Origin of the sequence: Tabrizicola sp., assembly GCF_041911175.1 — a bacterium.
Lineage (GTDB): Bacteria > Pseudomonadota > Alphaproteobacteria > Rhodobacterales > Rhodobacteraceae > Tabrizicola.
Genome location: NZ_JAYRPN010000121.1, coordinates 20,115 through 44,533, shown reverse-complemented (window position 1 = coordinate 44,533; position 24,419 = coordinate 20,115). Strand labels below are relative to the sequence as shown.

Here is a 24,419-nt window from a genome sequence, read left to right as displayed (position 1 = left end):
AAATTTTCTCATTCGTGCTTCTCGTAACCGCCGCCTTCGCCTAGATTGCCTGCGCCATCAGCCGGGGGAGGGCGCGATGAAGGACATTCTGGACGAGCTTGAGGCACGTCGTGGCGCAGCCCGCGCGGGCGGCGGCGAGCGCCGGGTCGAAGCGCAGCACGCCAAGGGCAAGCTGACGGCTCGGGAACGGATCGAGCTGCTGCTGGACGAGGGGTCGTTCGAAGAGTTCGACATGTTCGTCGCGCACCGCTGCACCGATTTCGGGATGGAGAAGGACCGCCCGGCGGGCGATGGCGTGGTCACGGGCTGGGGCACGGTCAACGGGCGCATGGTCTATGTGTTCAGCCAGGACTTCACCGTCTTCGGCGGGTCGCTGTCCGAGACGCACGCGCAGAAAATCTGCAAGATCATGGACATGGCTTTGCAGAACGGTGCGCCGGTGATCGGGATCAACGATTCCGGCGGGGCGCGGATTCAGGAAGGTGTCGCCTCGCTGGCCGGCTATGCCGAGGTGTTCCAGCGCAACATCATGGCCTCGGGCGTGGTGCCGCAGATTTCCCTGATCATGGGGCCCTGCGCGGGCGGCGCGGTCTATTCCCCGGCGATGACCGACTTCATCTTCATGGTGAAGGACACATCCTACATGTTCGTGACCGGCCCCGACGTGGTGAAGACGGTGACGAACGAGCAGGTCACGGCGGAAGAACTGGGCGGGGCCTCGACCCATACCCGCAAGTCCTCGGTCGCGGATGGCGCCTATGAGAACGACGTCGAGGCGCTGGCCGAGACCCGCCGCCTGATCGACTTCCTGCCGATGTCGAACCGCGAGAAGGCTCCGGTCCGGCCGTTCTTCGACGATCCTTCGCGGATCGAGACCAGCCTTGACACGCTGATCCCGGATAACCCGAACCAGCCCTACGACATGAAGGAATTGATCCAGAAGGTCGCGGACGAAGGCGATTTCTTCGAGATTCAGAAGGACTACGCGGGCAATATCATCACCGGCTTCATCCGCATCGAAGGCCAGTCGGTCGGGGTCGTCGCCAATCAGCCGATGGTGCTGGCCGGGTGCCTGGACATCGACGCCAGCCGCAAGGCCGCGCGCTTCGTCCGCTTCTGCGATGCCTTCGAGATCCCGATCCTGACCTTCGTCGACGTGCCGGGCTTCCTGCCGGGCACGGCCCAGGAATACGACGGAGTCATCAAGCACGGCGCGAAGCTGCTCTTCGCCTATGGCGAGGCGACGGTGCCCAAGGTCACGGTCATCACCCGCAAGGCCTATGGCGGGGCCTATGACGTGATGGCGTCCAAGCACCTGCGCGGCGATTTCAACTATGCCTGGCCCACGGCGGAAATCGCGGTGATGGGGGCGAAGGGCGCGGTCGAGATCCTGTATCGCAGTGAGCTGGCCGACAAGGACCGGATCAGTGGGCGGGTCAAGGACTACGAGGATCGCTTCGCCAATCCCTTCGTCGCCGCCGAAAAGGGCTTTGTCGACGAGGTGATCATGCCGCATTCGACCCGCCGCCGGGTGGCGCGGGCCTTTGCGGCGCTGCGGGGGAAGAAGCTCGCGAACCCCTGGAAGAAGCACGATAACATTCCGCTGTGACCATGCGCCACAAAGCTGTCCTTCGTCTCTCTGCCTTGCTGGGCGCGCTGGCCCTGGCTGCCGCCTGCCAGGAAGACCCTCCGCCGGGAGAGGTGGTGACGGTGCCTTCGGGGCGCGCGCTCTCGCTGATCGACATCGTGACCAACGCGCCGGGGCCTGCGGGGGCGACGGCCCGCTTCCGCTTCCTTGCGCCCGGGCTGTCGCCCGACGATGCAGAGGCCGCGGCGGCGGACATGCAGGCGCTGTGCGACAGCTTTGCCATCAAGCGGATCGACGGAATGGTGCCCGCGCCGCAGCAGATCGTTATCTCCTTCGCCAGCGAGGCTGTGCCCTTCGGCGAGGCTGCCCCTGAGGTTGTGCAATTCTTCGAATCCTACCGCCCGGAAAACGGTGCCTGCGCCTGGGAGGTTTTCTGATGCAACCGCGAAATATGGATTTTCCTTCTGGCCTTGCACAATGGGCTGATGTAGGAACGCCACAGGTCGGGAACTTGGTCTGGCCGACATACCAAACCGGACGCGTTTCGGTTAGGGTGGCGGCGGGCCGGGCCAAATCGGCCTTAAACAGCGAACAGGTGCCGGATGCCCGCGAGGGGTCCGAAGCACCCCAAGAAGGATGGAGTAGAGGATGTCGAAGAGCGCACGTCTCGTTCTGGTTCTGGCTATGGTCTCGGCGATCGCCGCTTGCGCCAAGAAGGAAGTGGTTGCCCCCGAGCCGGTCACCCCGGAAGTCGTGGAAACCGGCAAGTACAAGTAATCTTGCGGAGCGGGCCTGCCTGCTTCGGCAGGGCGGGCCCGCGCCAACCCCCAGCCTCCTGCGCCAGCGCGCGGTCTGCAGGCTGAATCTCTCTGACATTGCAAGCCTTTCGCGCCGGTTCCTCTGGGCCGTGTCGCCGCTTTCGCCTATGCGTGCCGTCGACTGCAACGACAGGAGACAGGCGACATGCTGAAGCACAGGGGCTTTCCGGGCCGGATGCCGGGAACCGATTTCCAGTTCACCATCCGCCGCGCCAACGTGAAGGAAGGCGCGACCAAGCTGATCCGGCGCGAGCGGTTCAAGGACCGCAAGCATGCAGACCGGGCAGCCGATACGGCCTTCATGGCGGCGCTCTGGCAGTATTTCGGCGAAGAGCCGTTCGAGCGCGGCAACCTGGATGCCGGGCGGCTCTCCTGGCTCTTCGGACGCGAGGTGGTGGCGGCCGAGGACCCGTTCGACCCCACGTCCTATGAGGCGCTCTTGCGGATCGACGTGAAGCGGGCCGAGGCGGCCTTCCCGCAGGTTTTCGCCCCGGATGCCCCCGATGCGCTGGCCGACGACTGGGACGAGGAGGAGGACTAGGCATGAAGTCGCCGACGCTTCCCCCGGTTTGGCAGGGTTCTGCCCAGGCGCGCGCAGGCGTTTTCGCGGTGTTTGCAATGGGGTCGTCGGCGGGTCATTGTTTCCGTGCGGGTCAAGGGCAGCCGTGCCATGACCTTTGCAGTCTACGTTGTTACCCTTCCCCTTCCTTGCGGTCCGGCCCGTCCCAGGCCGGACCGTTCCTTCTGGGCGGAGATGCGCCGAAGCGGGGCCGCGACGGGTCGCGCCGGATCAAAATCTGCTTTGAAACGCGTGATATTGCTGTAGAATCTGCGGCAATAACAACAAACCCACGAGGCAGTACACCATGCGCAAGTCCCTTGTCGTCTTCGCCCTTCTCTCCATGTCGCTTGCGGGCTGCATGCAGGACCCCACGTCGCGCGGCGTGGCCGGTGCCGCAACCGGCGCCCTCATCGCCGACGCGACCGACAGCAACATGCTTACCGGGGCCGTCATCGGCGGGCTTGCCGGCGTCGCGACCTGCGGCATCGAGGTCGGCCTGCCGCCCTGCAACTCGGGCTACTGAACACCTCCGCCTGCGGGCGGGTCACACGACATTCAGGGACCATCCGGGCCACGCGCCCGGGTGGTCCTTTTCTTTGCGCCTGATGGGGGAAGCCGATGTTTGACAAGATCCTGATCGCCAACCGGGGCGAGATCGCCTGCCGCGTGATCAAGACCGCGCGCAGGATGGGGATCAAGACGGTGGCGGTCTATTCCGACGCCGACCGCAATGCCTTGCATGTGCAGATGGCGGACGAGGCGGTGCATATCGGCCCGCCGCCCGCCGCGCAGAGCTATATCGTGATCGACAGGATCATGGCGGCGATCCGTCAGACCGGCGCGCAGGCGGTGCATCCGGGCTATGGCTTCCTTTCGGAGAACCGCAACTTCGCCGCCGCGCTGGAGGCGGAAGGCGTGGTGTTCATCGGGCCGCCGTCGCCCGCCATCGAGGCGATGGGCGACAAGATCACCTCGAAGAAGATCGCGATGGAGGCGGGGGTTTCCACCGTTCCCGGCTACATGGGCCTGATCGCCGACGCCGATGAGGCGGTGAAGATCAGCGCCCAGATCGGCTATCCGGTGATGATCAAGGCCAGTGCCGGCGGCGGCGGCAAGGGGATGCGGATCGCCTGGAACGATGCCGAGGCGGCGGAGGGGTTCCAGTCCTCGAAGAACGAAGCGGCGGCGAGTTTCGGCGATGACCGCATCTTCATCGAGAAATTCGTGACCCAGCCCCGGCATATCGAAATTCAGGTGCTGGCCGACAAGCACGGCAACTGCGTCTACCTGCATGAGCGGGAGTGCAGCATCCAGCGCCGGAACCAGAAGGTCATCGAAGAGGCTCCGTCGCCCTTCCTGGACGAAGCGACGCGGAAGGCGATGGGCGAACAGGCCTGCGCCTTGGCCAAGGCCGTGGGCTATACCAGCGCCGGGACGGTGGAGTTCATCGTCGATGGCAACCGCAACTTCTACTTCCTTGAAATGAATACCCGTTTGCAGGTCGAGCATCCGGTGACCGAGCTGATCACCGGGGTTGATCTGGTGGAACAGATGATCCGCGTCGCGAACGGCGAACCGCTGCCGTTCCAGCAGTCTGACCTGAAGGTCCACGGCTGGGCGATGGAATCCCGCCTTTACGCCGAGGACCCCTATCGCAACTTCCTGCCCTCCATCGGGCGGCTGACGCGCTACCGGCCCCCGGTCGAGGGGCAAACCGCGCGCGGTGGGGTCGTGCGCAACGATACCGGCGTCTACGAGGGCGGCGAGATCAGCATGTTCTACGACCCGATGATCGCCAAGCTCTGCACCTGGGGCCCGACGCGCGCCGATGCCATCGAGGAGATGCGGCTGGCGCTGGACACGTTCGAGGTGGAGGGGATCGGCCACAACCTGCCGTTCTGTTCCGCCGTGATGGACCACCCGCGCTTCACCACTGGCCACATCACCACCGCCTTCATCGCCGAGGAATATGAGGGCGGCTTCACCGGGGCGGTGCTGGACGCCTCGCTCTTGCGCCGGGTCGCGGCGGCGGCGGCGGCGATGAACCGGGTGGCGGAAATCCGGCGGACGCGGATTTCCGGCACGATGGACAACCACACCCGCCGGGTCGGCGACGACTGGGTGGTGACGCTGCAGGGTGAAAGCTGGCCTGTGACGATCCGGGCCGACCATGAGGGCTCGACCGTGGTCTTCGAGGACGGCACCGACCTGCGGGTGACCAGTGACTGGACTCCGGGCCAGCCTCTGGCCCGGCTGATGGTCGGGGGCGAGCCGCTGGTGATCAAGGTCGGCAAGGTGCCAATGGGCTTCCGCATGCGGCTTCGGGGGGCGGACCTGAAGGTGCGGGTGCAGACCCCGCGGCAGAGGGAACTCGCCGGGCTGATGCTGGAGAAAGCGCCGCCGGATACCTCGAAATACCTGCTCTGCCCGATGCCGGGCCTGATCGTGAAGATCGCGGTCGAGGAGGGGCAGGAGGTGCAGGAGGGCCAGGCGCTGGCCACCGTCGAGGCGATGAAGATGGAGAACATCCTGAAGGCCGAGCGCAAGGGCGTGGTCAAGACCATCAAGGCCAGCGCCGGGGCGAGCCTGAAGGTGGATGACGTCATCATGGAGTTCGAGTGATGGCGCGCCGGTCGGGCCAGGCTCGATTTCTTCGAAGAAATCGGCCCGGAACCTTCAAAGGTTCCGGTGCGGAGTTTTCGAAAACTCCGCCCTACCGCCCCGCCGGGTTCCGCTCCAGCGCTTCGGTCCGCGCGATGGGCATCTTGTCGATGGAGTTGATGATCTCGCGTCCGTCCCAGGGCAGGGGTTTGCGGATCGAGGGTTTCCAGTCCTTGTCCATCAGCACCAGCGAGAACCCGCGCGGGCGCAGCTTCTTGCGCAAGGCCGAGGGGTTCGCCGGGTCGGTGTCGAGGATCAGGATCACGTCCCGCGCCGCGAGGTCGGCATGATATCGCGACAGAAGCTCGATCTGCCGGATGAAGGCGGGGTCGTTGGGGGAATCGGCGAAGACGATCACCGGGCGAAGGACGTAGAGCAGATCGCTTTCGACCACGTCGGCAGCGGCAACCGGAGTGAAGGCGATGACCTCTTCGGCGCGGGCCGGACTGGAGAATAGCGCCGGTATGGCCAGGGCCAGGACGGCAAGGAACGGACGACGGGCAACGGCTTTCATCGCCTTGATATAGGCGGCCTTCGGCAAAAGCCCAAGCGCCTGATCGGCGCGGAATGGAGAGAGTGATGACGGACCTGAAGGCATGGGAGGCGCTGGCCTCGAATGAGTTGAAGGGCAAGGGCCCGGAGGCGCTGAACTGGCAGACGCTGGAGGGGATCACCGTGAAGCCGCTCTATACGGCGGCGGATGTGACGGGCCTGCCGCAGATGGGCGAATTGCCGGGCGTCGCGCCCTTCACGCGGGGGGTGCGGGCGACGATGTATGCCGGGCGACCCTGGACGATCCGGCAGTATGCCGGGTTCTCGACCGCCGAGGAGTCGAACGCCTTTTACCGCAAGGCCTTGGCGGGCGGGCAGCAGGGGGTGTCGGTGGCCTTCGACCTCGCGACGCACCGGGGCTATGACAGCGACCATCCGCGCGTGGTGGGGGATGTGGGCAAGGCGGGGGTCGCGATCGACTCGGTCGAGGACATGAAGGTCCTCTTCGACGGCATTCCGCTGGAAAAGATCAGCGTGTCCATGACGATGAACGGGGCGGTGATCCCGATCCTCGCGAGCTTCATCGTGGCGGGGGAAGAGCAGGGGGTCAGCCGCAAGGACCTGTCGGGGACGATCCAGAACGACATCCTGAAGGAATTCATGGTGCGGAACACCTACATCTATCCGCCCGAACCCTCGATGCGGATCATCGCCGACATCATCGAATACACCTCCGCCGAGATGCCGAAGTTCAACTCGATCTCGATCTCGGGCTATCACATGCAGGAGGCCGGCGCGAACCTGGTGCAAGAGCTGGCCTTCACGCTGGCGGACGGCAAGGAATATGTGCAGGCCGCGATTGCGCGGGGGATGGACGTCGATGATTTCGCCGGAAGGCTGTCGTTCTTCTTCGCCATCGGGATGAACTTCTTCATGGAGGTCGCGAAGCTCCGCGCCGCGCGGATGCTGTGGCACCGGATCATGAGCGGGTTCGGGGCGAAGAAGACCTCCAGCCTGATGCTGCGGACCCATTGCCAGACCTCGGGCGTGTCCTTGCAGGAGCAGGACCCCTACAACAACGTGATCCGCACCGCCTATGAGGCGATGGCGGCGGTGCTGGGGGGAACGCAGTCCCTGCACACCAACGCGCTGGACGAGGCGATTGCCTTGCCGACGGAATTCGCGGCGCGGATTGCGCGGAACACGCAGCTGGTCTTGCAGGAGGAGACGGGGATCACCCATGTCGTCGATCCGCTGGCGGGGTCCTACTATGTGGAGAGCCTGACGGCCGAGCTGGCCGAGGCGGCCTGGAAGCTGATCGAGGAAGTCGAGGCGATGGGCGGCATGACCAAGGCGGTGGCCTCGGGGATGCCGAAGCTGCGGATCGAGGAATCGGCGGCGCGGCGGCAGGCGATGATCGACCGGGGCGAGGAGGTGATCGTCGGGGTCAACAAGTACCGCAAGGACCGCGAGGATGCGATCGACATCCTGGACATCGACAACATCGCCGTCCGCGAGGCTCAGGTCGCGCGGTTGAAATCGGTTCGCGGGTCGCGGGACGAGGATAGGTGCCAGGCGGCGCTGGCGGAGTTGACGCGGCGGGCGTCGGAGGGCGGCAACCTGCTTGAAGCGGCGGTGGAGGCGGCCCGGGCGCGGGCTTCGGTCGGGGAGATTTCGAGCGCGATGGAAAAGGTGTTCGGGCGGCATCGGGCCGAGGTGAAGACCCTCGCGGGGGTCTATGGCGCGGCCTATGAGGGCGACGCGGGGTTCGAAGCGATCCAGCGCGATGTGGAGGCCTTTGCCGAGGCCGAGGGGCGGCGGCCGCGGATGCTGGTCGTGAAGATGGGCCAGGACGGGCATGACCGGGGGGCGAAGGTGATCGCCACCGCCTTCGCCGACATCGGCTTCGATGTGGATGTGGGGCCGCTCTTCCAGACGCCCGAGGAGGCGGCGCAGGATGCGATCGACAACGACGTGCATGTGATCGGGATTTCCAGCCAGGCGGCGGGGCACAAGACGCTGGCGCCGAAGCTGATCGAGGTGCTGAAGGAGCGTGGCGCCGGGGATATCCTGGTGATCTGCGGGGGGGTCATTCCGCAGCAGGACTATGACTTCCTGAAAGGGGCGGGGGTGAAGGCGATCTTCGGGCCGGGGACGAATATTCCGGCGGCGGCGAAGGAGATCCTGGACCTGATCCGGGTGGCGCGGGGATAGGCTGTCCACGGTGGACAGTTTTTCAGGGCCAATTATATCAATGGGTTGTGCGCGGTCGTTCAGGAAATCTTAACCTCCGTCGCGCCGCTCACCCCCCGATATGTTCCAGCGTCAGCGCGGTGGTGTCGCTGGCGGTGGTGCCTTGGTCCTCGCCTTTCCCCTCCCAGGAATAGGTGAAGATCTTCGGATGCGACCCGGCCTTCATGGTCTTCAGCCCGAAGCCGCGACCCACCCGGTCCTTGCGGTGGGCGACGGCCCAGACCACCCAGGCGACGTCGTTCTCGATGGTCTTCCTGAAGCGGTTGGTCGGGCAGGTGATGACGGCCATCACCTCGGCGGCGCGCAGCTTAAGCTCGACGCGCAAGGGCGTGTGGTCGTCGCGGAATTCCAGGCTTTGCAGCCGGGCGAGCATCGGAGCGCCGCCGTGCGAGCTGTCGAGCTTCCAGCAGGCGTAGTCGACGAAGGTGACGCTTTGCGCGGTGGGCGGGCCTTCGCCTTCCAGCGTGTAGGTCAGAAGGTCGGGATTGGTGAACTGCAAGCGGATCGGCACCTCGATCTTGTAGGCTGTCGTGCCATAGACTCCGGCATTGTCCTTCCACTGGCCCGAAGCGTTGACAGTCAGCTTGTAGCGACCGCAAGCCTCCATCGCGGCGCGCAACTCGGCGGAGCGGGCCGGGTCGGCGACGGCTTCGCCGCTGATCCCGACAAGCTGGCGCTGGCGGTCATAGGCCAGGCCGAAGGCGGCCAGCTGGGGCAGGTCGCCGGTCGATTGGCAGATCTTCACCTTTTCGGGAAAACACACCGCCCAGTAGCGGTCGAAAAGTTGGCGCATCACCTCGCCATCGGCGACGGACTCGCTGATGCCAAGCAGTTGGCGCTGCTTGTCGATGGCGTTGATCGAGCGGGTGGCGGCCTCGACGGTCGCGCAATCGGCGGCGGGGCTGGCGGCGAGTTTCAGCCAGCCGGAGAGGACCATGCGGGTCACTTCGCCCTTCATGATCTCGCCCGCCTCGCGGCCCTTGGCGGTGTCATCCTCGCCCGTCGCCTTGGCCTCGGCGGCGGATTCCCGGATCAGCTCGGCGACGCGGGTGGAGAGCCGATCCTCGGCGCGTTGCTGGCGCCAGCGGTCAAGTTGCAGGTTGGCCCGGTCGGCGAAGCTGACACCCGCGCCGGAGAAGTGGTCGATGGGGAGGATGATGCTGTCGGTGCCCTGGAGGGGGATGTGCAGGAAGGCGTCGGAGCCATCTTCGTAGAAGCCCCAGTGAAGGCGGCCTTCCGGCGGGATCGAGGCCTTCGGGGTGATTTCCAGCGTGGCGGTGGCGGCAAGTTCCAGCCCGTCGGGTTTCAGGACGAGGCCGGTGATCGCGCCCGCGCCCTCGGGCAGGCCGGAGGTGGTGGCGATGGGGGTGGCGGTGATACGGGTGTCGGTCAGAAGCGCGCCTTCGGGGAAGGTCAGGACGAAGCTGTCCCCGGCGGCGTTCTTCAGCTTCAGCTTGCCGCCGTCCGGTCCGAGGATCGCGGTCTCGGCACTGTCGTCTTCCAGCGCGAGGGTCAGGTTCAGGGGGTTGGCGGGGGCGGTGTAGAAATCGTCGGTCGCTTCGGCAAAGGCGGCGATGGGCCAGAGGCACAAGAGGAAAAGCCAAATGCGCATGTGAGTCGCTCCTGAAAACGGGGCGATGCTAGCATGGAACGGTCAGAGGTCGATCTGGCGGCTCGGGTCTTGCGGCGGGGACTCGTCGTGCACTTCGTTTCTCGTCGCGGGTCATGCCGACGACGAGCCGAAGGCGAACGAGGAGGGTTGCTAAAGCTCGATCTCGCCGTTCGGGCCAGGCTCAGGCAGGGCGTCGGGCTTCGGCACCAGCGGCGCGTTGCGGCGGATCAGGATGTCGCCGTTCGGCAGCATGACCGGCGCGTCGTAGTTCTTGACGTCGTCGATCAGCGCGATGAGTTGCTGGAGTTTCGGCCCCAGCTCCCTCAGATGCGGCTCCATCTCTTGCAGCGCCTTGCCCATTTCGTCCAGCGTGGGTTGCATCTCGCTTATCATGCCGCGCATGACGAGCTTCATGCCCTCTTCCATCAGGCTGAAGCCGTCGTCTTCCGCCTTGGGCTGGGCGGGAGCGTCCTCGGCCAGGGCCGGGGCAGCGACGAGGCAGAGGGCGAAAAGCAGCCGCATGTCCCGAATATGGGGACGGAACCCCGCGATTTCAATTCACATCTGGAATGTCGATGGTCACGGGGAAATGGTCCGAAGCCTGCAACAGCGCCTCGCGCAGTTCAGGGACTTCGATGACATGGGGTTCGTTGAACGGGTGCCAGATGCGCCAGTCGGGGTTCCTGGCGACAAGGTCGGGCGAAACCATGATGAAATCCAGCAGCGCCTCGAAATAGCGCTTCTGCGGGGCGAGGTAGAAGCGCGCGGACGTGGGGCAGATGCTGAGTTTGGATTGCAGCGCCATGTTGGCATGCGGATCGGTGAGGCGCATCGCCGGGTCGAGCGTGGTGCCGAGCACGATCTCGATCCCGGAATGGCCGAAGAGCTTCTCGAATTCGTCGATGCCGGGGCCGTCGTTGAAGTCGCCCATCACGAGGAGGCTGTCGCCCGCGGTCAGGTGGCCGTCGACCCGTTGCCGGAGCCAGAGGCACTGGGCCAGCTGCTTGCGGCGGTTTTCGATGGACAGCCTTATCTGCGCCTCGCGGCCGATGGCGCCGTGGGGGTTCTTCGACTTGGCATGGACGCCGATCAGCCGCAGGAGGGTGCCGCCGGAGGTGGTCAGGGCAAGTTCCAGCGGGGGTTTGGAGAAGCGGATGGTTTCCTCGACATTGTCGGCGTCGAGGTCGTAGCGGAAGGTGGTGTCGAAACGCGGCGCGTCGTGCGAGCCTTGCGTGGTGGAGGGACGGCCCTGCGGGTCGTGGTGGGCGGTCAGGCGGTCGGGATCGTAGAGGAAGGCGATTTCCTGTTCGGTTTCCGAGGGAAAGCCGATGATGGCCTTGCGGGCGCGGAGGCCGACGGAATGGGCGAAATTCTCCAGCGCCTTGACGGTGGAACGGTGGCCGTTGGTGTCGGGCGCCTCGATGATGGTGATGCCGTCGGCGTCAAGCGCGGTGAAGACGATGGCCAGCGCGGCAAGCTGTTCGCCGCGCGTGATCTTGTAGCGGGTCGAGGGTTCGGCATCGTCCAGCATGCGGCCATTGTTGTCGAAAAGGGCGTTGAACCACTCGACATTGTAGGTGGCGAGGCGGAGGCCGGTCCTGCTCATGCGGCTTCCCGGGCGCTGATCTCGCGCCAGGCTTCGTTGATCAGTTGCAGGCGGCGCTCGGCCAGTTTCATCGCCTCGGGCGGGATGCCGCGGGAATGCAGCACATCGGGATGGGTGTCGCGGACGAGGTCGCGCCAGGCCTTGCGGGCCTGATCCTTCGAGGCGTCGCGGGGCAGGCCCAGCACGTCATAGGGGTCGCGCGGGGCGCCTTCGACAAGGCGGGAGCGGACGATATTGAAGCAGCGGTCGTCGAGGCCGAATTCATCGGCGACATGTTTCAGGAAGGCATCCTCGCCGGGGTGGTAGGTGCCGTCGGCGATGGCGATCTGGAACAGGGTTTCCAGGATGTCGACCAGGACATGGTGGTCGTCGGCGCAGATGCGGTGGCCATCGGGGTTGAAGAGGCGGGCGATCTTGCGGGCATAGGTGTCGAAGCCCGCCACGTCCTGCCGGGCAAGGTTGTAGACCCGGGCGGCATGGTCCTCTTCCCCCTCCGGGAAGGTGAAGATGCGGCGGAAGGCGGTGACTTCGTCGCGGGTGACGGTGCCATCGGCCTTGGCCATCTTGGCGCCGAGGGCGAGGACGGCGATGGTGAAGCCGATGCTCTGTTCGGGCGCGGGGCTGTTGCGCAGCCTGTCGAAGACGGCAGACAGCTGCTCGCCCTTGACGAGAGCGGCGAGGGCGTCGGCGATGCGGGTCCAGATCGACATGGGGCGACCTTAGCCGGACGGGTGGCGGATGTCAGAGAAATTTCCGCATCAGCACAAGGTCCATGAAGCGGCCGAACTTGAAGCCTGCTTCCGGGATGGTGGCGATATGGGCATAGCCCATGCGGGCGTGGAAGGCCTGGCCCTCGGCATTCTCGCCCGAGACGCCGGCGATCATCTGGTGCGCGCCTTGGGTGCGGGCGTGGTCCTCGATGGCGGTGAGAAGCGTGTGGCCAAGGCCCTTGCGCGGGGTGTTGGAGAGGAGGGAGATCGAATGCTCCATGCAGGTCCTGTAGCCCTGGCCGCCGCGGAACTGGCCGTAGCTGGCCTGGCCGACGATGGTTCCTGCGTCTTCGGCGACCAGGAAGGCGTGGCCGGCGGCGGCCTTGTCGGCGATCATTGCAAGGATGTCGGCCTCGGTCTTCGGAACCGGGTTGAAGGTGATCGCGGTGTTGACGATCCAGTGGTTCAGAAGCGCGGCGAGCGCGGGGGCGTCGGCGGCCCGGGCGGGGCGGATCATGTCAGGACGCGGGGGCCTTGCGGGGTGTCGAACGTCGCGCGGAGGGCATGGTAGGGGCCAAGCCCGATGACGACCCGGGGGTCCGACAGGCCTTGCAGGGCGCGGCGCAGGGCGGGGGCCTGCGGGTGGGTGATTTCCAGCGCGGTCAGCCGGATGCCGTGGTCGCGGAGCGATTTCGCGGGGTGAAGCTCGCCCTGCCACTGGATGAGGGCGGGGTAGCGGTCGTCGAAGGGCAGCTTGCCGGTGGCGGGCACGGCGAAGCGCCAGCGGTAGTCGCCGCGTTGCAGGTCGGTTGCGGTGCCGGTGCCTTGGGGGGCGGCGGCGAGGGCGGCGTCAAGATCGTCGGTGCGGCAGATCCAGTTGGTCAGGCGCGGCGGGCCGCGGAAAGCGTCGAGATCGAACCAGCGGGGCTGGCCGGGGCGCGGGGCCTTGGGATCGGTGGCGATGACTTCAAGGTAGAGATCGCCAAGGGAAAGGAGCCGGTTGTGCGTGCCCATGTGCGGATGCTTGCCGCCGCCCGCCAGGGGGACGCCGAGGGCCATTTCGACCCAGTCGGCCCCGGCCTCCAGCGTTTCGGCGGAAATGGCGATATGGTCGAGAGCGAGGGTCATGCGGGGGCCTGCATCGTGACCTTGGTTGTTGCCTTCAAGGCAAGCGCGAGGGCGGCGAAGCGGGCCTGCGCGACCTCGCCGAACAGGCCGACGCCTTCTTCGGTGAGGGCGAGGGTCAATTGGCGCTTCTTCGGGTTCCAGCGCAGTTCGCCTGCTTCGGAGGGGTCGCCGATCGAGAACATGGCGCCGAAGCGCATGGCTTTGCCGAGCGCCTCGGCCTCCTGGATGTCGGTTTCCGTCAGCAGGCGGAACAAGGGTTCCATCCGGCTGCCCGCGCGGCTGTTCTTGTAGCGGTGGAGGAGCGCGAGGCCGAGGAAGACCCGGCCCGGATGGTCGAGCCCGCCAAGGTTCGCGCGGGTGGCGTTGTCGAAACAGGCCTCGGCCCGGTAGTCGGGGTGGGCGCGCCAGGTGGTGTCGTGCAGAAGGCAGGCGGCCTTGATCAGGCGCAGGCGTTCCGGCGTCGCGCCCTTGAACAGCGGTTCGAGGAAGGTGAAGAGCTTCTTGCCGAAGCCGGGGATGCGGGCCTGGGTCAGTTCGGTCATCCGCGCGGCCTCGATCAGCGGGTCGCGAGCGCGGAGCCGGTCTGGCATCTGTTCGTAGAGCAGCCCCTCGCGGATGCCGTAGGCCGAGACGTCGATCTCCGAGGGTTTCAGGATGCGGATGATCTCGCGCAGGACCTCGCAGGCGAGGGGGACAAGCTCCATCCGTTCGGCACTGGTGCCGGTGCGGCCGCGGAGCGCGGCAAGGTCGGTGGTGGCCAGCCAGTCGAGCGTGTCGAGCAGGCCCTGCGGGGTCATGCGGTATTCGTGCAGCACGGTCAGCGGGTAGTTCCGCCGCTCCATGTCGAGCCGCGCGATGACCCGCCAACTGCCGCCGACAAGATAGATGCGGTCGCCATCCGGCTTGAGTTCCTTCGCCGCGGTTTCGAGGATGGCGTCGATATGCGTCTTGCGCTTCTTCGCGTCGTTCGACACCTGTTGCAGGCGGAACGGGCCGAGGGGCGTCGAGACGCGCTTGCCGACTCGGCCCTCGCCGATGCGGGCCAGTTCCATCGAGTTGCCGCCGATGTCGCAGACGATGCCGCGCGCCTCGGGCCAGCCGAGAAGGACGCCTTGCGCGGAGAGCCGCGCCTCCTCGGGGCCGTCGATGACGTGGAGCTTGAGGCCGGTCTCGCGCAGGACCTGGGCCTGGAAGTCGGCGCCGTCCGTCGCCTCGCGCGTGGCGGCGGTGGCGACGACGGTGAAGGGGGCAATGTTCATGCCCTTGGCCAGAATGGAAAACCGCTTCAGCGCCGACAGGGCGCGGGCCTTGCCTTCGGGATGCAGGTGCCCGGTCTGGGCGAGGCCCTTGCCAAGGCCGCACATGATCTTTTCGTTGTAGAAATAGGCCGGGGATCGCGCCGCCCCGTCGAAGACCACCATCCGGACCGAGTTCGAGCCCACGTCGACCACGCCCACGCGGGAGAGGGCGCGGGCGGAGGGGTCGTCGAACAAGGGCTTGCCGAAGGGACCCCAGTCGCCCGCATCGTCGTCGTCATCGTCGGAGAGGGGTGCGGGTCCGTCAGGGGGCATGGACGAATCCTCCGGGGTCGTGCGGCAGTATGGTGCCGGTCGGCGAAGGCAGGGTCAACCGGGGGGCGAAGAGCAAATTTCTTCGAAGAAATTTGGCAAATCTTTTCGAAAAGATTTGGGCGCCCTTGGTCGGGGTCAGCGCTTCTTCGGCTTCGGCGCAGGCTTCGACCCCATCGCGCGGGCGGCTTCGGCGGCGGCGCGCAGCTCCTCGGCGATTTCCTCGGCCTCTTCCGGGTCGAAGTCGAGCGGCAGTTCGACGCCGCCTTCCGCCTCGACATAGATGCGGACCATGCCCTCGTCGGTTGGGCCGATCTGGATGTTGGCGGCAATGTCGCTGGGAGAGTTGATGCCCATGATGGTGCTCCGGCTGTGAAGGTCCGGGTAGCGGGCGGCGGGGCGGGGCGCAAGGAAAAACCGTGGCGCCGCACATGGCAAAGGCCCTTGCATTCGGGGGGGAGGGGGGCTAAATCGCGCCCAAGTGCCGCCTTAGCTCAGTTGGTTAGAGCACCAGATTGTGGATCTGGGGGTCCCCCGTTCGAGCCGGGGAGGCGGTACCATCCCCCCTTCGATGGTCAGGCGCGCCGCACTTTGCGGGTGGGCGGCTTTGTGCCATGCTTTGCGTATTCCGGCGGTTCGTGCCGCCAATAGTGCTTTGCCTTGGTCCCATTGCGCCGGAGGTTTGCATGTCCGCCGAACCTGTCACCACTCCGCCCCTCACCCCGCCCACGCGCGGCAGGAAGATCGTGATCTTCGCCGATGGCACGGGGAACAGTTTCACCACCCAGGAATCGAATGTCTGGCGGCTGTACAACGCGCTGGACAAGACCGAGAAATCGGGGCGCACGCCGATCGAGCTGCAACTGGCGCGCTATATTCCGGGGGTGGGGACCTCGGCGAACCGGGTGCTGCGGGTGATCGACGGGGCGACCGGGATCGGGGTGCCATCGAACGTGCGCAAGCTGTACCGCTTCCTGTGCTGGAACTGGCAGCCGGGGGACGAGATCTATCTCTTCGGCTTCTCGCGCGGGGCCTTCACCGTCCGCACGCTGGCGGGAATGCTGCGCTGGCAGGGGCTGATGCCGCTGGAGATCGCGGGCCGGGCCGTCACCGATGCCGAGATGAAGCGCAATGCGGCGCGGGCCTGGGAGGCTTACCGCGCCAGCACGGCGCCGCTGTGGGACGGGGGATTGAAGATGGCGCCCTGGATCGGGGCGCTGCGCTGGCTGCGCGACCGGGCGATCTCTGCGAAGCGGCGGCTCTGCCGCCAGCCGACCCATGCCGAGGTGCTGGCCGCGCGCGACCCGCGCTTGCGCCCGGCGCTGGAGGGGGATCTGCCCGAGGGCCAGCGGGGCGGCGCGGTCTGCATCCGCTACATGGGTCTTTTCGATACGGTTGAGGCCTACGGTTTTCCCTTCGCGGGCCTGCGCGAGTTGTGGAGCTGGCTGATCTGGCCGATCCTCTTCCGCAACCGGGTCTGCGCGAAGATCGTCGTCCGGGCCGATCACGTCCTGGCGCTGGACGACGAGCGCAAGACCTTCCACCCGTTGCAGTTCGACCAGAGCGATGCGGGCACCGACGAGGCGCCGACGCGGGTGCGCGAGACCTGGTTTGCCGGGGTGCATTCCGACGTGGGCGGCGGCTATCCCGACGATGCGATGGCGATGGACCCGCTTCTGTGGATCATGGAGGCGGCGGAGAGCGAGGGGCTGCGGTTTGCCGAAGGGGCGCGGGAGGCCTTCGCCCGTCGGCGCTATCCCCGGGCGCTGATCCACGATTCCCGCGGGGGGCTGGCGGCGAGCTATCGCTATGCGCCTCGTCCGAAGCCGGCGGAGAAGGAAAACGGTCGGGGCGCGCCGGTGCTGCACCGTTCGGTGTTGCAGAAGATCAGGACCGGGGCCGATGGCTATGCGCCGCTTCTGTTGCCGGAGCGGGCGAGCGTCTGCGATGGACCCGCGAGCTATGACACCTGCGGCCCGGCGCCGATGGAGCGGACGGCGGAGTTCGACCAGAAGGCGCGGCGGCTGATCGGCGGGCGGGTGAAGGCGAACCGGGCGCTGATCGCCTTTGCGGTGCTGTTCGTGGCCCTGCCGCTGCTGCACCGGCTGGACCTGCCGCTCTGGGCGAACCTGTGGTCCGGGGCCAAGGCCATCGGGCTGGCCTGGGCCTCGGCACTGCGCTTGTCCTTCGATCCGCTCTGGGCGCTGTATCGCGAGATCTGGCCTTGGGCGGCGGTGCTTCTGGCGGTGATGGCGGCGCTTTGGTGGCTGGGGGGCGCCTTGCAGGGGCGGATCAAGGACCAGGCTTTGCGGGTCTGGCGGATTACCGGCTGACGGGGTTTCCCCGGTCCGGGGGCGGGGCTAAGGTGCCCGCCCCGAGAGACGAGGATTCGCATGAGCCTGACCCTGATCCCCCGCCTGATCGCCACGGAAATCGGCGCGACGCCCGCTCAGGTATCGTCGGCGGTGGAGTTGCTGGACGGCGGCGCGACGGTGCCCTTCATCGCGCGCTACCGGAAGGAAGTGACCGGGGGCCTGGACGATACCCAGCTGCGCAAACTGGAAGAGCGGTTGGGCTATCTGCGCGAGCTGGAGGCGCGACGGGGGGCGATTGTCGCCTCGATCACCGAACAGGGGAAGATGACGGACGCGCTGGCCAAGGCGATTGCCGGGGCGGGGACCAAGGCGGAGCTGGAGGACATCTACCTGCCCTTCAAGCCGAAGCGCCGGACCAAGGCGATGATCGCGCGCGAGGCGGGGTTGCAGGGGCTGGTGGAGGCGATCCTGGCGGATCGGTCTGTCGATCCTGTCGTTTTCGCGGCGGGGTTCCTGTCGGAAGGCTTCCCGGATGCCAAGGCCGCGCTGGACGGCGCGCGGGACATCGTGGCGGAGGGGTTGTCGGAGGACGCCTCGCTGCTGGGACGGCTGCGCGACCACATGCGCAAGGCGGGCAAGCTGGCGGCGAAGGTGGTGGCGGGGAAAGAGGCGGTGGGGGCCAAGTTTTCCGACTATTTCGCGCATAGCGAGGAGTTCCTGCGGGTGCCGAGCCACCGGGCGCTGGCGATGTTCCGGGGGCGGAACGAGGAAGTGCTGGTGCTGGACCTGGAGGTCGACGCCGAGGCGCCTCGCGGGGAGAGCCCGGCGGAGCGGGCCTGCGGCGCGGCGGTGGGGGCTGGCGGCAGCGGGCCGGGCGACAGGTGGCTGCGCGAGGCGGCGGCCTGGGCCTGGCGGGTGAAGCTGAAGACCTCGCTGACGCTGGACCTGATGGCGGAGCTGCGCGAGGCGGCAGAGGCCGAGGCGATCCGGGTTTTCGCGCGGAACCTGAAGGACTTGCTCTTGGCGGCTCCTGCCGGGGGCAAGGCGACGATGGGGCTGGATCCCGGCATCCGCACCGGGGTCAAGGTCGCGGTGGTGGACGGGACGGGGAAGCTGGTGGCGACGGATACGGTCTATCCGTTCCAGCCGAAGAACGACCTGCGCGGTGCGCAGGTGGCGATTGCGAAGGCGATCGGGCAGCACGGGGTGAAGCTGATCGCCATCGGCAACGGGACCGCCAGTCGCGAGACGGAAAAGCTGGTGGCGGATCTTCTGGCGCTGCTGCCCGGCGGGGCGGAGAAGCCGGTGAAGGTCGTGGTCTCCGAGGCGGGCGCCTCGGTCTATTCGGCCTCGGAACTGGCGGCGCGGGAGTTCCCGGAGCTGGATGTCAGCTTGCGCGGGGCGGTTTCGATTGCGCGCAGGTTGCAGGACCCACTGGCGGAGCTGGTGAAGATCGAGCCGAAGGCGATTGGCGTCGGGCAATACCAGCATGACGTGGACCAGCACCGGCTGGCGAAGTCGCTGGACGCTGTGGTGGAGGATGCGGTGAACGGGGTGGGGGTGGATTTGAACACCGCCTCGGCACCCTTGTTGGCGCGGGTATCGGGGGTGGGGCCGGGACTGGCCGAGGCCATCGTCGCGCATCGCGATGCCAACGGGCCCTTTGCCACGCGGAAGGAGCTGCTGAAGGTCGCGCGGCTCGGGCCGAAGGCCTTTGAACAGGCGGCGGGGTTCCTGCGGATCACCGGGGGGAAGGAGCCGCTGGATGCCTCGTCGGTCCACCCGGAAGCCTATGACGTGGCGCGGAAGATCGTCGCGGCCTGCGGGCGGGATATTCGCAGCCTGATGGGCGACGGGGCGGCGCTGAAGAAGCTGAACCCGGCGGCTTTCGTGGAGGAACGCTTCGGGCTGCCGACGGTGAAGGACATTCTGGCGGAACTGGAAAAGCCGGGCCGGGACCCGCGGCCCAGCTTCAAGACGGCGACCTTTACCGAAGGGGTGGAGGAGATCACCGACCTGCGGCCCGGGATGGTGCTGGAGGGCACGGTGACGAACGTCGCGGCCTTCGGGGCCTTCGTGGATATCGGCGTGCATCAGGACGGGCTGGTGCATGTGAGCCAGCTGTCGGACACATTCGTGAAGGACCCGCATGCGGTGGTGAAGGCGGGCGACGTGGTCAAGGTCCGGGTGGTGGAGGTCGATGTGCCCCGCAAGCGGATCGGGCTGACGATGAAGTCGGACGGCGGGGCAAGCGCGAAGGATCAGGCGCGGGAGCGGGGACCAGCGGCGGGAAAGCCGGTCCGGGGGCCGATGCAGTCGGGGCCGCAGGGCGGGGGAAATGCCTTTTCGGATGCCTTGAAGGGCAAGTTCGGGCGCTGATCAGCGCGAATTGTCCTGGTGGCGGTCGCGCAGGTGGATGCGACGGCTGACAAGCTGGTCGGCGACCTGGGTTGCCGCCAGACCGAAGATGCCGATGCCGCAGAAGATCAGCACTGTCGTGGCGATCTTGCCCAGATCGGTCGCCGGAACCAGATTGCCGTAGCCCACGGTGGAGACGGTGGTGACGGTGAAAAACCAGGCATCAATCCAGGCCCAGCCTTCCTGATAGTGGAAGAACACGGTCGATCCGGCCAGGATGCTGAATGCGACGACGGTCAGTGCGCCGAAGATCGCGGCCTTGCCCGAGGGGGCGGCCCGGATGTCGTCGCTCATGCCTTCTGCCCCCCGACCGTGAGGCCCTGGATCAGAAGCGTCGGCTGGCCCACGCCGACTGGCACCCACTGCCCGGCCTTGCCGCAGTTGCCGATGCCGGGGTCGAGTTGCAGGTCGTTGCCGATGGCCCGGATGCCCTTCAGCGCGGTCGCCCCGTCGCCGATCAGGGTCGCGCCCTTCACCGCTTCGCCGATCACACCATTCCGCACCCGGTAAGCCTCGGTGCAGCTGAACACGAACTTGCCGGAGGTGATGTCGACCTGCCCGCCGCCGAAGCCCACGGCGTAGATGCCGTCTTTCAGGGAGGCGACGATCCCGGCGGGGTCGTCCTTGCCCGCCAGCATGTAGGTGTTGGTCATCCGGGGCATCGGGATATGGGCGAAGCTTTCGCGCCGCCCGTTGCCGGTGGGGGCGACCCCCATGAGGCGCGCATTCTGGCGGTCCTGCATGTAGCCCACCAGAACGCCGTCCTCGATCAGCACGTTCTTGCCCGAGGGCGTGCCCTCGTCGTCGATGGAAATGGAGCCACGGCGGTCGGGGATTGTGCCGTCATCAAGGACAGTGACGCCTTTCGAGGCGATCTGTTGCCCCATGAGCCCCGCGAAGGCCGAGGTTTCCTTGCGGTTGAAGTCGCCCTCCAGCCCGTGACCGATGGCTTCATGCAAGAGGATGCCGGGCCAGCCGGGGCCGAGGACGACGTCCATCCCGCCCGCCGGGGCCTCGACCGCGCCAAGGTTGACCCGGGCGATGCGCAGGGCTTCGGCGATCATCGGCTTCCAGCTGTCGGGGGACATGAGGGCCGCAAGGCCGTGGCGACCGCCCTGGCCCATGCCGCCCTGTTCGCGGCGACCGTTCTCCTCGATCATGACGCTCACGTTGATCCGGGCCATCGGGCGGATGTCGGTCAGGCGGGTGCCTTCGGGGCGAAGGATTTCCACCTCTTGCAAGCTGGCGGAAAGCGCGGCGGAGACCTGCACCACGCGGGGGTCGAGGGCGCGGGCATAGGCGTCGATCTCGCGCAGAAGCTCGATCTTCACCGGGAAGGCGGCGTCGGCCATCGGGTCGTCGGGGCGATAAAGCCGCGTGTTGGTGCCGCGCGGCGGCGGGGCGAGGGTGCCGCCACCCGCGCCCACGGCAAGGCGGGCGGTTTCGGCGGCGCGGCGGAGGGCGGTTTCGGAGATTTCGGTGGAATGGGCGTAGCCCGCGACCTCGCCCCGGACGGCGCGGAGGCCGAAGCCCTGCGAGGCGTCATAGGTGGCCTGCCGGATGCGGCCGTCGTCCAGGACGAGGCTTTCGGCCCGGCGGCGTTCCAGGAACAGCTCGCCATCATCGGCCCCGGCGGTCGCCGCGCGCAGGGTGGCAAGGGCGGCGGTCTCGTCGAGATGGCTGTCGAAGGGGCGGAAGGGGGCTTCGGTCATCGGGGGCTTTCCTGCGGGGTCGTGCCAGAGATGGGCCGTCGCGCGGGTAGGGTCAAGGCGTCAGGCGGTCGATGAAGGCCGCCTCCAGCTCCCAGGTGGCGGGGGAGAAGAGCGCGTCATGGCCGACGGGCCCGAGGGAGAGGAAGGTCTTGGGGTCCTTCGCCAGATCGAAGAGGCGCTTGCCGAAGCCTTGCGGAATCACCCGGTCGGCCTCGCCATGCAGGATCAGGAGTGGCGCATGGATCGCGGCGATATGGTCGCGCGAGCGGTACTGATCCTTCATCAACAGGCCGACCGGGAGCCAGGGGTAGGCGCGCCGCGCGATGTCGACGGCGGCGGTGTAGGGGGCTTCGAGGATCACGGCGGCGACCGGGTTGGCGGCGGCGGTGATCACGGCGGGGCCGGTGCCGAGGCTTTCGCCGACCAGCACGATGCGGTCGGGCGGGATGCCCAGGGCGCGGAGGTGGTCGTAGGCGGCCTTGGCGTCGGTGAGGAGGCCGGGCTCGGAGGGCGAGCCGGAGGAACCGCCGTAGCCGCGCCAGCTGAGAAAGGCCACGCCAAAGCCCTGCGACTGGTAGAAGGCGAGGCGGTCGGCGCGGTCGGCGATCTCTCCGGCGTTGCCGTGCAGGAACAGGATCACCGGGCGGCCGGGCTGCGGGGCGCTGAACCAGAGGACCAGCGTTTCGCCGTCGGGGGTGGGCAGGGCAACCCGCTCGACGTCCGCCAGGCCGACGGCGGCGGGCGCAGGGTCGCGGCGGGTGGGGAAATACTGGAGATCGCGCTGGAAGGCGTAGATGCCGGAGAGCGCGACGGCGTAGAGCAGGCCGAAGGTGACGAGGGTCAGCTTGAGAAAGGCCAGGGCGATGATCCTTGCAGCGGGCGCCCCGGGCACCGGGGTCTGTCCGGCGGGGCGGCGGGGGTGCGACAGTTTCGCTTGTCGCGGGCAAGCTAATATGGTTTGAGGGCCTTGGGAAACAGCGGGATTCTGACCTTTGGGCGGCATCCCTGGACAGCGGCGGCAAGCCGCGACGTGAACGGGATGAGCGACATGCGTCTTTCGACAGTGATGAACGGGGTTGGCGCGGCAGCGGTCGCCACGCTGGTGGCCGGGCAGGCCCTTGCGCAGCAAGCGTTGGAAATCGTGGGTCAGCCGCTGCCCGGCGGGGTTGGCTTCCAGCCCGCGGCGACGGAACTGGCCTCGGACATCCACTGGCTGGATCACATGATCCTGGTCATCATCACCGCCATCGTGATCTTCGTCACCGCGCTTCTGATCTTCGTGATGGTGCGGTTCAACCGGAAATCCAACCCGACCCCGGCGCGCTTCACCCACAACAGCCCGCTGGAAGTGGCATGGACGCTGATCCCGATCGTGGTGCTGGTCACCATCGGGGCCTTCTCGCTGCCGATCCTGTTCAAGCAGCAGGAAATTCCGGTAGGCGACGTGACCATCAAGGCGACCGGCAACCAGTGGTTCTGGAGCTACGAATACGTCGACGAGGGCATTTCGTTCGACAGCTACATGATCGGTTCGCCCGCGACCGGCGGCGCCAACATGATGACCCCCGAGGTCGAGGCGCAGCTGAAGGCGGCGGGCTACACCAAGGACCAGTTCCTGCTGGCGACCGATACCGCGGTGGTGGTGCCGGTGGGCAAGACCATCGTGGTGCAGACCACGGCTGTCGACGTGATCCATTCCTGGAAAGTCCCGGCATTCGGCGTGATGCAGGATGCGGTGCCGGGCCGGACCGCCGCGCTGTGGTTCAAGCCCGAGAAGGAAGGCATCTACTTCGGCCAGTGCTCGGAACTGTGCGGCCAGATGCATGCCTACATGCCGATCACGGTGAAGGTCGTGTCGGAAGCGGCCTATGCCGAATGGCTGACCAAGGCCAAGGCGGGCGACGTGCAGCTGTCCTCGGTCGCGGTGCCGGCCGAGACGCAGGTCGCTCAGAACGACTGAGGTCGGGCAAGGTGCATTCGGGCGGGGCCTGGCCGTGGGTCGGGCCCCCTCTGTCTGAAACGGAAGCGGAATGAGCGATACCTCTGCATACCAGCGCGCGACCGCCACCCCCTATGAGCCGGGGTTCGGTGACTATGTGCAGCTTCTGAAGCCGCGCGTGATGTCGCTGGTGGTATTCACCGCGCTGGTGGGCCTCTTGGTCGCGCCGGTTTCGCTGCACCCGGTCGTGGCCTTCACCGCGATCCTGTTCATCGCGCTGGGCGCAGGGGCCTCGGGTGCGCTGAACATGTGGTGGGACGCCGATATCGACGCGGTGATGAAGCGCACGGCGAAGCGTCCGATCCCGGCGGGCAAGGTCCAGGCGGGCGAGGCGCTGGCGGTGGGGCTGGGCCTGTCGGGGATCAGCGTCGTGATGCTGGGGCTGGCCACGAACCTGCTGGCCGCCGGGCTGCTGGCCTTCACCATCTTCTTCTACGCCGTCGTCTATTCGATGTGGCTGAAACGCTCCACCCCGCAGAACATCGTGATCGGCGGCGCGGCAGGGGCTTTCCCGCCGATGATCGGCTGGGTCTGCGCGACGGGAAGCGTCTCGGTCGAGGCCTTCCTGATGTTCGCGCTGATCTTCATGTGGACACCGCCGCATTTCTGGGCGCTGGCGCTGTTCATGAAGGAAGACTACCACGCGGCGGGCGTGCCGATGCTGACGGTGACGCATGGCCGCAAGGCGACGCGGGCGCATATCCTGGCCTACACCATCCTCCTGGTTCCGGTGGCGCTGGGGGCGGCGGCGACGCAGATCGGGGGGCCGCTGACGCTGGCGGTGGCGGTGGTGCTGAACGCGGGCTTCGTCCTGGGTGCGGTGCGGCTCTGGCGGCGTGACGAGGTGATGGCGCAGGCCGACAATTATGCCGCCGAGAAAGCCTTCTTCCGGTTTTCGCTGCTGTACCTCTTCCTGCATTTCGCGGCCTTCCTGGCGGAAGCGGCGCTGAAATCGGCCGGTCTCGGGGGCTGGTGAG

Annotated in this window: 23 protein-coding genes and 1 tRNA gene; 12 read left to right on the top strand and 12 right to left on the bottom strand. The window is 67.0% G+C overall.

The genetic code is table 11. The features are described 5' to 3' along the window. The first annotated feature begins 76 nt into the window (after positions 1-76). The 6 genes from ACE3P6_RS16425 (at position 77) to ACE3P6_RS16400 (ending at position 5,590) form a co-directional block, all read left to right on the top strand. Positions 77-1,609 (top strand): acyl-CoA carboxylase subunit beta, encoded by a 1,533-nt coding sequence (locus tag ACE3P6_RS16425; protein WP_374397156.1) that lies wholly within the window; start codon positions 77-79, stop codon positions 1,607-1,609. A 2-nt stretch (positions 1,610-1,611) separates the two neighbouring features. After that, positions 1,612-2,025: a DUF6497 family protein gene (locus ACE3P6_RS16420; RefSeq protein ID WP_374397154.1), complete on the top strand. Its 414-nt coding sequence runs from the start codon at positions 1,612-1,614 to the stop codon at positions 2,023-2,025. Between the two features lie 211 nt (positions 2,026-2,236). Beyond that, positions 2,237-2,365 carry a hypothetical protein gene (locus tag ACE3P6_RS16415; RefSeq protein ID WP_294980042.1) on the top strand — a complete coding sequence of 43 codons (129 nt, stop codon included), beginning with the start codon at positions 2,237-2,239 and terminating at the stop codon, positions 2,363-2,365. Between the two features lie 186 nt (positions 2,366-2,551). After that, on the top strand, positions 2,552-2,947 hold the full coding sequence (locus ACE3P6_RS16410) for a hypothetical protein (protein ID WP_374370756.1): 396 nt from the start codon (positions 2,552-2,554) through the stop codon (positions 2,945-2,947). A 325-nt stretch (positions 2,948-3,272) separates the two neighbouring features. Then, positions 3,273-3,491: a hypothetical protein gene (locus ACE3P6_RS16405; protein WP_374370754.1), complete on the top strand. Its 219-nt coding sequence runs from the start codon at positions 3,273-3,275 to the stop codon at positions 3,489-3,491. Between the two features lie 95 nt (positions 3,492-3,586). Further along, positions 3,587-5,590 carry an acetyl-CoA carboxylase biotin carboxylase subunit gene (locus ACE3P6_RS16400; protein ID WP_374397151.1) on the top strand — a complete coding sequence of 668 codons (2,004 nt, stop codon included), beginning with the start codon at positions 3,587-3,589 and terminating at the stop codon, positions 5,588-5,590. A gap of 91 nt (positions 5,591-5,681) precedes the next feature. Here the strand turns inward: ACE3P6_RS16400 and ACE3P6_RS16395 are convergent, their stop codons facing one another. Continuing rightward, positions 5,682-6,143 (bottom strand): DUF4174 domain-containing protein, encoded by a 462-nt coding sequence (locus ACE3P6_RS16395; protein ID WP_374397149.1) that lies wholly within the window; start codon positions 6,141-6,143, stop codon positions 5,682-5,684. A 65-nt stretch (positions 6,144-6,208) separates the two neighbouring features. Here ACE3P6_RS16395 and scpA point away from each other — a divergent pair, with 65 nt between their 5' ends. Further along, the gene (gene scpA, locus ACE3P6_RS16390; RefSeq protein WP_374397146.1) at positions 6,209-8,335 is read left to right on the top strand and encodes a methylmalonyl-CoA mutase; all 2,127 of its coding nucleotides are present in this window, start codon (positions 6,209-6,211) and stop codon (positions 8,333-8,335) included. An 88-nt stretch (positions 8,336-8,423) separates the two neighbouring features. Here scpA and ACE3P6_RS16385 read toward each other — a convergent pair whose 3' ends face one another. The 8 genes from ACE3P6_RS16385 to ACE3P6_RS16350 all read right to left on the bottom strand — a co-directional run bounded on the left by ACE3P6_RS16385 (position 8,424) and on the right by ACE3P6_RS16350 (position 15,355). Beyond that, positions 8,424-9,986: a hypothetical protein gene (locus ACE3P6_RS16385; RefSeq protein WP_374397144.1), complete on the bottom strand. Its 1,563-nt coding sequence runs from the start codon at positions 9,984-9,986 to the stop codon at positions 8,424-8,426. Positions 9,987-10,136: 150 nt separating this feature from the next. Further along, the gene (locus ACE3P6_RS16380) at positions 10,137-10,508 is read right to left on the bottom strand and encodes an AAA+ family ATPase (protein ID WP_374397141.1); all 372 of its coding nucleotides are present in this window, start codon (positions 10,506-10,508) and stop codon (positions 10,137-10,139) included. A 31-nt stretch (positions 10,509-10,539) separates the two neighbouring features. Continuing rightward, on the bottom strand, positions 10,540-11,592 hold the full coding sequence (locus tag ACE3P6_RS16375) for an endonuclease (RefSeq protein WP_374397139.1): 1,053 nt from the start codon (positions 11,590-11,592) through the stop codon (positions 10,540-10,542). After that, positions 11,589-12,302, bottom strand: a complete 714-nt coding sequence (locus tag ACE3P6_RS16370; protein ID WP_374397137.1) for a TerB family tellurite resistance protein — start codon at positions 12,300-12,302, stop codon at positions 11,589-11,591. Before ACE3P6_RS16370 ends, ACE3P6_RS16375 begins: the two co-directional genes overlap by 4 nt. A gap of 31 nt (positions 12,303-12,333) precedes the next feature. Then, the gene (locus ACE3P6_RS16365; RefSeq protein ID WP_374397134.1) at positions 12,334-12,819 is read right to left on the bottom strand and encodes an N-acetyltransferase family protein; all 486 of its coding nucleotides are present in this window, start codon (positions 12,817-12,819) and stop codon (positions 12,334-12,336) included. Continuing rightward, positions 12,816-13,430, bottom strand: a complete 615-nt coding sequence (locus ACE3P6_RS16360; RefSeq protein ID WP_374397131.1) for a VOC family protein — start codon at positions 13,428-13,430, stop codon at positions 12,816-12,818. The genes ACE3P6_RS16365 and ACE3P6_RS16360 overlap by 4 nt, the downstream gene beginning before the upstream one ends. Beyond that, the gene (locus tag ACE3P6_RS16355; protein WP_374397128.1) at positions 13,427-15,001 is read right to left on the bottom strand and encodes a Ppx/GppA family phosphatase; all 1,575 of its coding nucleotides are present in this window, start codon (positions 14,999-15,001) and stop codon (positions 13,427-13,429) included. The genes ACE3P6_RS16360 and ACE3P6_RS16355 overlap by 4 nt, the downstream gene beginning before the upstream one ends. Before the next feature lie 135 nt (positions 15,002-15,136). Then, positions 15,137-15,355: a DUF6324 family protein gene (locus ACE3P6_RS16350; RefSeq protein ID WP_374370732.1), complete on the bottom strand. Its 219-nt coding sequence runs from the start codon at positions 15,353-15,355 to the stop codon at positions 15,137-15,139. Between the two features lie 126 nt (positions 15,356-15,481). Here ACE3P6_RS16350 and ACE3P6_RS16345 point away from each other — a divergent pair. The 3 genes from ACE3P6_RS16345 to ACE3P6_RS16335 all read left to right on the top strand — a co-directional run bounded on the left by ACE3P6_RS16345 (position 15,482) and on the right by ACE3P6_RS16335 (position 19,692). Further along, a tRNA-His gene (locus tag ACE3P6_RS16345) sits at positions 15,482-15,558 on the top strand. Between the two features lie 126 nt (positions 15,559-15,684). Then, positions 15,685-17,331 carry a DUF2235 domain-containing protein gene (locus ACE3P6_RS16340; RefSeq protein ID WP_374397125.1) on the top strand — a complete coding sequence of 549 codons (1,647 nt, stop codon included), beginning with the start codon at positions 15,685-15,687 and terminating at the stop codon, positions 17,329-17,331. 60 nt (positions 17,332-17,391) lie between these two features. Beyond that, a complete protein-coding gene (locus ACE3P6_RS16335) occupies positions 17,392-19,692 on the top strand; it encodes a Tex family protein (protein WP_374397124.1) in 2,301 nt (766 codons plus the stop codon). Here ACE3P6_RS16335 and ACE3P6_RS16330 read toward each other — a convergent pair whose 3' ends face one another. The 3 genes from ACE3P6_RS16330 to ACE3P6_RS16320 are packed head-to-tail and all read right to left on the bottom strand — an operon-like array spanning position 19,693 to position 22,335. After that, positions 19,693-20,025 carry a potassium channel family protein gene (locus tag ACE3P6_RS16330; protein ID WP_374397122.1) on the bottom strand — a complete coding sequence of 111 codons (333 nt, stop codon included), beginning with the start codon at positions 20,023-20,025 and terminating at the stop codon, positions 19,693-19,695. Next, positions 20,022-21,443: a metalloprotease TldD gene (tldD, locus tag ACE3P6_RS16325; protein WP_374397119.1), complete on the bottom strand. Its 1,422-nt coding sequence runs from the start codon at positions 21,441-21,443 to the stop codon at positions 20,022-20,024. Before tldD ends, ACE3P6_RS16330 begins: the two co-directional genes overlap by 4 nt. Positions 21,444-21,495: 52 nt before the next feature. Next, positions 21,496-22,335, bottom strand: coding sequence for an alpha/beta hydrolase (locus ACE3P6_RS16320; RefSeq protein WP_374397116.1), 840 nt, complete (start codon positions 22,333-22,335; stop codon positions 21,496-21,498). 156 nt (positions 22,336-22,491) lie between these two features. On the opposite strand from ACE3P6_RS16320, the gene coxB reads away from it, so the two are divergent. Both coxB and cyoE read left to right on the top strand, forming a co-directional pair. After that, the gene (gene coxB, locus ACE3P6_RS16315; protein ID WP_374397114.1) at positions 22,492-23,403 is read left to right on the top strand and encodes a cytochrome c oxidase subunit II; all 912 of its coding nucleotides are present in this window, start codon (positions 22,492-22,494) and stop codon (positions 23,401-23,403) included. A gap of 70 nt (positions 23,404-23,473) precedes the next feature. Continuing rightward, a complete protein-coding gene (gene cyoE, locus ACE3P6_RS16310) occupies positions 23,474-24,418 on the top strand; it encodes a heme o synthase (RefSeq protein ID WP_374397111.1) in 945 nt (314 codons plus the stop codon). The last annotated feature ends 1 nt before the right edge of the window (position 24,419 follow it).

Coding starts and splice junctions, on each gene's coding strand:
- ACE3P6_RS16425 (WP_374397156.1), top strand. CDS start 77: ATGAAGGACATTCTGGACGAGCTTGAGGCACGTCGTGGCGCAGCCCGC.
- ACE3P6_RS16420 (WP_374397154.1), top strand. CDS start 1,612: ATGCGCCACAAAGCTGTCCTTCGTCTCTCTGCCTTGCTGGGCGCGCTG.
- ACE3P6_RS16415 (WP_294980042.1), top strand. CDS start 2,237: ATGTCGAAGAGCGCACGTCTCGTTCTGGTTCTGGCTATGGTCTCGGCG.
- ACE3P6_RS16410 (WP_374370756.1), top strand. CDS start 2,552: ATGCTGAAGCACAGGGGCTTTCCGGGCCGGATGCCGGGAACCGATTTC.
- ACE3P6_RS16405 (WP_374370754.1), top strand. CDS start 3,273: ATGCGCAAGTCCCTTGTCGTCTTCGCCCTTCTCTCCATGTCGCTTGCG.
- ACE3P6_RS16400 (WP_374397151.1), top strand. CDS start 3,587: ATGTTTGACAAGATCCTGATCGCCAACCGGGGCGAGATCGCCTGCCGC.
- ACE3P6_RS16395 (WP_374397149.1), bottom strand. CDS start 6,143: ATGAAAGCCGTTGCCCGTCGTCCGTTCCTTGCCGTCCTGGCCCTGGCC.
- scpA (WP_374397146.1), top strand. CDS start 6,209: ATGACGGACCTGAAGGCATGGGAGGCGCTGGCCTCGAATGAGTTGAAG.
- ACE3P6_RS16385 (WP_374397144.1), bottom strand. CDS start 9,986: ATGCGCATTTGGCTTTTCCTCTTGTGCCTCTGGCCCATCGCCGCCTTT.
- ACE3P6_RS16380 (WP_374397141.1), bottom strand. CDS start 10,508: ATGCGGCTGCTTTTCGCCCTCTGCCTCGTCGCTGCCCCGGCCCTGGCC.
- ACE3P6_RS16375 (WP_374397139.1), bottom strand. CDS start 11,592: ATGAGCAGGACCGGCCTCCGCCTCGCCACCTACAATGTCGAGTGGTTC.
- ACE3P6_RS16370 (WP_374397137.1), bottom strand. CDS start 12,302: ATGTCGATCTGGACCCGCATCGCCGACGCCCTCGCCGCTCTCGTCAAG.
- ACE3P6_RS16365 (WP_374397134.1), bottom strand. CDS start 12,819: ATGATCCGCCCCGCCCGGGCCGCCGACGCCCCCGCGCTCGCCGCGCTT.
- ACE3P6_RS16360 (WP_374397131.1), bottom strand. CDS start 13,430: ATGACCCTCGCTCTCGACCATATCGCCATTTCCGCCGAAACGCTGGAG.
- ACE3P6_RS16355 (WP_374397128.1), bottom strand. CDS start 15,001: ATGCCCCCTGACGGACCCGCACCCCTCTCCGACGATGACGACGACGAT.
- ACE3P6_RS16350 (WP_374370732.1), bottom strand. CDS start 15,355: ATGGGCATCAACTCTCCCAGCGACATTGCCGCCAACATCCAGATCGGC.
- ACE3P6_RS16340 (WP_374397125.1), top strand. CDS start 15,685: ATGTCCGCCGAACCTGTCACCACTCCGCCCCTCACCCCGCCCACGCGC.
- ACE3P6_RS16335 (WP_374397124.1), top strand. CDS start 17,392: ATGAGCCTGACCCTGATCCCCCGCCTGATCGCCACGGAAATCGGCGCG.
- ACE3P6_RS16330 (WP_374397122.1), bottom strand. CDS start 20,025: ATGAGCGACGACATCCGGGCCGCCCCCTCGGGCAAGGCCGCGATCTTC.
- tldD (WP_374397119.1), bottom strand. CDS start 21,443: ATGACCGAAGCCCCCTTCCGCCCCTTCGACAGCCATCTCGACGAGACC.
- coxB (WP_374397114.1), top strand. CDS start 22,492: ATGCGTCTTTCGACAGTGATGAACGGGGTTGGCGCGGCAGCGGTCGCC.
- cyoE (WP_374397111.1), top strand. CDS start 23,474: ATGAGCGATACCTCTGCATACCAGCGCGCGACCGCCACCCCCTATGAG.